Genomic DNA, 4,979 nt, shown 5'->3' with positions numbered 1-4,979 from the left:
GGCGCGCCCGCGGAGGGCGCGCCCGCCCACCCCTCCCAGGAGCGAACCCGATGCGTCACCTCACAGCCGCCCTGACCACTGCCCTGGTCCTCGTCCTGAGCGGCTGCGATTCCGCGTCCGCCCCGGCCGAAACCCCCGTCCCGACGTCGTCCTCGGCCGCCCGGACTCGTCAAGGGGGGCCGCCCACGGGATCGGCGGCCAGCTCCCTCTGGGCGCTGATCGACGGCAAGGGTGAGACGATCAGGCAGCTGCCGGACGACGACCCGGACGTCACCGCCGTACGCACATTGGTCGCCCTGCACTCCGCGACCACCGACAACCGCGACGACGCGACCATCACGGTCAGCGCCGAGAGGGAATTCGACTTCTACGCACCGGGGTTCGCGCAGTCCCTCAGGGGTCAGAGCTACGACCGCCGACTGGTTGCCCTCTACCGCACCAACAAGCTGGCCACCCGTCAGGTGAAGACCGCCTGGTACCGCTCCACGCTCTACGAGGACCGGGCGACGGCCAAGGCCGAAATGGACACGGTCCTCCAGTTCACGGCCGCCGACCCCGGCTATCTGGAAAAGGGGGGCTTCGTCCTCGACACCCCGTACACACAGCACCGCACGGTGAGCCTCGCCAAGCAGGACGGCCAGTGGAAGATCACGGCCATCCGGAAGAGCCCGATGACGAAGGCGGCCCAGCGCCCGGCGTCATCCTGAGGGACGGGTTCCCGTCCCGCACGAGGCCGGCCCCCGGTCGACACGGGCAGGGGCGACCTGGAAAGCCGCAGCGCTCCTGGGGATTCTCATGCCCGGCCTGTGCCCGGCAGATGTTGGAGAGGCCGGGGCTCTCTCAACGTCATGAAGTGGTGGCTCCGTGGGCCCGCGCGGCCAGTGGGCACCGGCTTCGCCCTCGCCCCGTGTTCGGCGAGAGCCGAGCGGTCACGCCGGCGGCCGGGTGAGTCCGGCGGCCACGGCGTCGAGGACCCAGTCCAGGCCGGTCGAGAAGGACGCCTCGGCGTCCACGTCCGCGCCGTCGTGCACGGCCTTGGTCAGCGCCGGGAAGCGCCCCGTGGCCAGCATCCTCATCACGTGCGGACCGGAGGCGCGCTGCCAGTCGTGCTCGGACTGGCCCGTGGCGCGCTCGGCCCGCAGGTTCGCGACCTCGCGCCTGATCGCGCCGGTGCAGTAGGCGCTGACAGTCTCCGCGGCGCGCATGGCGGTGTCGACGTCGGCGAGGCCGTCGAGGGCGGCCAGCGTCGCCTCGGTCACGGCGAGGCCGTTCGGTCCCAGAGTCGGGCGGCTGCCGAGCAGGTCGGCGAGCCATTCGTGACGGAGGGCCGCCTGTCTGGTGCGGTGGGCGAGGACGCCCAGCGCCTCCCGCCAGTCACCGGGCTGCTCCGTGAGGAGGATCTCGGCCTGGACCTCGTCCATCATGAGGTCGAACAGCTCCTGCTTGGTGGAGATGTATCCGTACAGCCGCATCGGGCCGGCGTCCAGGCGGGCCGCGACCTTGCGCACCGACACCGCCTCCAGCCCGCCCTCGTCGGCAAGTGCGACAGCGGCGGCGACGATCCGCTCCCGATCGAGCGGCACGGGGCGAGTCGGCGGTTCCGGCCGGTCCCAGACAGTCATGATCCCACCGTACCGTTGCGCTGCATCGTACAAGCGCAATACGGTGTATCGCCATGAGACATCGCATCGCAGTGGTCGGGAGCGGCCCCGCCGGCCTTACCTTCGCCCGCGTCCTGCACCGCCATGGCTGCCCTGTCGCCGTCCTCGAACGCGATCCCGCAGCCGACGCCCGCCCCCCGGGCGGCGTCCTGGATCTTCACGAAGGGCTGGGCCAGCTCGCGCTGGACAAGGCGGGGCTGCTGGCGGAGTTCCGAGCGTTCTCGCGCCCGGAGGGGCAGGCCATGCGCATCCTGGACACGGACGGGGCCGTTCTGCGCGACTGGCGGCCCCGGCCGGATGACCGGGCCAATCCCGAGATCGACCGCGGGCAACTCCGTGACCTGCTGCTCGGCCCTCTCGACGTCCAGTGGGGCCGGGGCGTGACGCAGGTGGTGCCAGGGACCCGGGACGGCGTACAGGTCCACTTCGAGGACGGGCGGCAGGAGACGTTCGACCTCGTGGTCGGGGCGGACGGCGCCTGGTCCCGGACCCGTCCGGCGGTCTCGGCGGCGACGCCGCAGTACACCGGCGTCACCTATGTCGAGACCTCCCTCGAAGACGTCGACACCCGCCACCCCGGCCTCGCCCGGTTGATCGGCGACGGTTCCGTGGCTGCGTACGGCGTGAACCGGGCGCTCGTCGCCCAGCGCAACAGCGGCGGCCACGTCAAGGTGTACGCCCAGTTCCGCGCGCCGCTGGACTGGCACACCAACCTGGACCTGGCCGACGTCGAGGCCGTGCGGTCAAGCCTGCTGGCTCTGTTCGACGGCTGGGCCGCTCCCGTCCTCGACCTCCTCCGCCACGGCACCGCTTTCGTCCACCGCCCCCTCTACGTCCTGCCCGTGTCCCACACCTGGCCACACGTCTGCGGGGTGACGCTCCTGGGCGACGCCGCCCATCTGATGCCCCCGCTGGGGGCGGGCGCGAACCTCGCGATGCTGGAAGGCGCCGAACTCGCCGAGTCCCTCGCCGCCGGCCCTGGAGACCTGGACGAGGCCGTCCGCGCCTTCGAGGAACAGATGTGGGAACGGGCCGCCAGGTGGGCGAAGATCACGACCGCCGGCCTGGAACGCCTCGTGAGCCCGGACCCCGCCCAAGCCCTCGCCATCTTCGACCGAGTCCAGCCGTCCTGACCGCCAAGGATCCGTGGTGTCCGCCAGGCGGAAGGGCAGGCTGAGGAGGTGCTCGCCCCCCGCCGCGGTGGCGGCGACGGCCGCCGACACACCCAGCGCGCCCCTTCGCGGCGCGGAGACGGTCACGCCGCCCCGGCCCGGTGCGCGAGATGACCGGCGGCCCCCTTCCCTGGAGGCCGCCGGGGGAGCCCCCCGGTCCGCGGCGGCGTGACCGTCTCCGCGCCGCGGCCCGGGAGGGGGGACGTGCCGTACGTCAGGCGGCAGGTGTTCCGTAGACGCCCATCTCGTGGATCGAGTAGCCCCAGGTCGTCTTCCGTTCGACGCCCTGCATGCGGACGTACCGCACGGCCTCGTCGGCGGTGAGCCGGACGGCATCGTTGCCGCAGGAGCTCGGGCGCTGCGTGGACACGGTCTTCCAGCTCACACCGTCCTGGGAGGTCTGCACGGCGTACTCCGCCGCGCAAGCGCCTTCCCACGCGAGGGTGACCGCAGCGACCTTCGTGGGTGCGGCGAGCTCGATCTGAACCCACGCGTCGTCCGTGTAGCCGGAGGCCCAACGGGTCTCCATGTTCCCGTCGTTGACATGCCGGGGGGCCAGCCGGTCGAGGTCCAGCTCCACGCTGGAGGCGGACGCCGTCCCCTGCGGGGCCAGGTTCTGCGCCCCTCCGGTGGAGTCCCACAGCTGCAGCCGCAGGTCGGCCTGCAGGAGGAAGGTGTCGAGCACCCCGTCACCGACCTTGGGCTGGACCGCGCCCCAGGAGTTGCGCGGCGGATCGACCCGCACGGCACGGGCCTGCCGCTGCAGGTCGTTCGACTCGGCCAGCAGCCGGTCCGAGGTCTCCTCGTCCCCGGTTTGCCGCGCCGCGAGGGCGTCGAGCATGGTGACCATCGCCTCGCCCCACAGCGCGGTGGCGTCCAGCCAGGGCGCCGCGTCCGTGGCGAACCCCTTCTGCACGGCTCCGCCGCGGATGATGGCCGGGGCCTGCCGGACGGCGGTGGCGTAGGACCGCAGGGCGCTGACCGCCCCGGTGCGGTCCCCCTCGTCCCACTCCTTCCAGAACTCCGCCGTGCGGCGCGCGAGGTCCGGCGCCTGCGGCTGCCAGGGCGTGGCTCCGAAGGTCGGGGCCATGTGTTCCAGGTCGCCGAAGACGAGCAGGGCCTCGGTGGCCTCACGGTCACCGCCGGCGAGGTAGGACATGGCGTTGCGCCAGTTCTGCCGCGGATCGTAGGCACGGTCGTTCCAGGTGAAATCCGCAGCGCCGAAAACTGCGACCTTGCTGGCGAAAGGCTGGTTCATGGGGTTGGCCACGATGCCGGAGAGGTGGTCGGACAGTCCCGGCTCGCGCTTGTCGTACGGGGCGAGCAGCAGTCGGCCGCTGGTGTTGCCGAAGTCGTTGACCGGATAGTTGTCCCACAGGAAGACCTTCCGGCCGAAGACCTTTGCGGCTTGTTCGGCCTCTTCCTCGGTGATCTGCGCGGGGACGACGTCCACGCCGGTCCACATCACCTCGACCGCGGGGTCGAGGGCCTCCCGCAGTGCCCGCTTGTACGGTGATTCGCTGTTGTTGTAGTACTCGGTGGGCACCATCTGCAGCGGCCAGGTGCCCTCGTGCGTGGCGACGAAGGTGCGCTGTACGTCGTTGAGCAGGTCGACCTGCGCCTTCCCGGCGGCCGCCGCGCCGGCTTCGCCGTAGGCGGCCTGGTCGGCCTCGCAGTTCCAGCGGGTGTAGTTGATGTCGTCGAGCGGGATGGAGAAGGCGCGGGTTCCCAGGTCGTAGAGGGCCTGGAGCTTGTCCTTGAGGGCTTCGCGGTCGGCGGGATCCGAGTAGCAGACCGACTCGCCGGGGGAGACGGCGAAGGTGAAGCGCACGTGGTTCGCCGTGGCCCGGTCGACCAGTTCGCCCAGCTCCGCCAGCTTGTCCGCCGGGTAGGGGTCGCGCCACTTGTCCCGGTGGTAGGGGTCGTCCTTGGGCGCGTAGACGTAGGTGTTGGCTTTGACGTCCCCGTAGAAGTCCATCTGGTCGAGGCGCTCGGCGTGTGTCCACGGCTGCCCGTAGAAGCCCTCGACGGTGCCGCGCAGCGGCATCGACGGGTAGTCGCTGACCTGGACGCCGGCCACTCGCCAGCTGTCGTTGCCGGAGTGGACGAACAACTGGCGCAGCGTCTGCACGGCGTAGTACTGGCC

4 protein-coding genes are annotated in these 4,979 nt (G+C 71.5%); 2 read left to right on the top strand and 2 right to left on the bottom strand.

Features of this window, described 5'->3' with window-relative positions; genetic code table 11:
- Window positions 1–50 precede the first annotated feature (50 nt).
- On the top strand, window positions 51–707 hold the full coding sequence (locus IH13_RS0121900; protein ID WP_031087003.1) for a hypothetical protein: 657 nt from the start codon (window positions 51–53) through the stop codon (window positions 705–707).
- Window positions 708–929: 222 nt separating this feature from the next.
- On the opposite strand, the gene IH13_RS0121895 is transcribed toward IH13_RS0121900, so the two are convergent.
- Entirely contained in the window at window positions 930–1,622 is a 693-nt protein-coding gene (locus IH13_RS0121895; RefSeq protein ID WP_037841966.1) for a TetR/AcrR family transcriptional regulator C-terminal domain-containing protein, read from the bottom strand.
- A 53-nt stretch (window positions 1,623–1,675) separates the two neighbouring features.
- Here IH13_RS0121895 and IH13_RS0121890 point away from each other — a divergent pair, with 53 nt between their 5' ends.
- Window positions 1,676–2,794, top strand: a complete 1,119-nt coding sequence (locus IH13_RS0121890) for an FAD-dependent oxidoreductase (protein WP_031087000.1) — start codon at window positions 1,676–1,678, stop codon at window positions 2,792–2,794.
- A 253-nt stretch (window positions 2,795–3,047) separates the two neighbouring features.
- Here the strand turns inward: IH13_RS0121890 and IH13_RS0121885 are convergent.
- Window positions 3,048–4,979 (bottom strand): glycoside hydrolase family 84 protein (locus IH13_RS0121885; protein ID WP_031086998.1); only part of this gene is annotated, 1,932 nt, incomplete at its 5' end.

It is taken from the genome of Streptomyces sp. NRRL WC-3549 (assembly GCF_000721935.1).
In the GTDB taxonomy this organism is placed as follows: domain Bacteria; phylum Actinomycetota; class Actinomycetes; order Streptomycetales; family Streptomycetaceae; genus Streptomyces.
The sequence above is the reverse complement of the archived record's forward strand: the minus strand, read 5'-3'. Positions and strand labels throughout refer to the sequence as shown.

Bases quoted from the DNA above. Each gene is read 5' to 3' on its own strand.
- IH13_RS0121895 (WP_037841966.1), bottom strand. From the start codon at position 1,622: ATGACTGTCTGGGACCGGCCGGAACCGCCGACTCGCCCCGTGCCGCTC.
- IH13_RS0121900 (WP_031087003.1), top strand. From the start codon at position 51: ATGCGTCACCTCACAGCCGCCCTGACCACTGCCCTGGTCCTCGTCCTG.
- IH13_RS0121890 (WP_031087000.1), top strand. From the start codon at position 1,676: ATGAGACATCGCATCGCAGTGGTCGGGAGCGGCCCCGCCGGCCTTACC.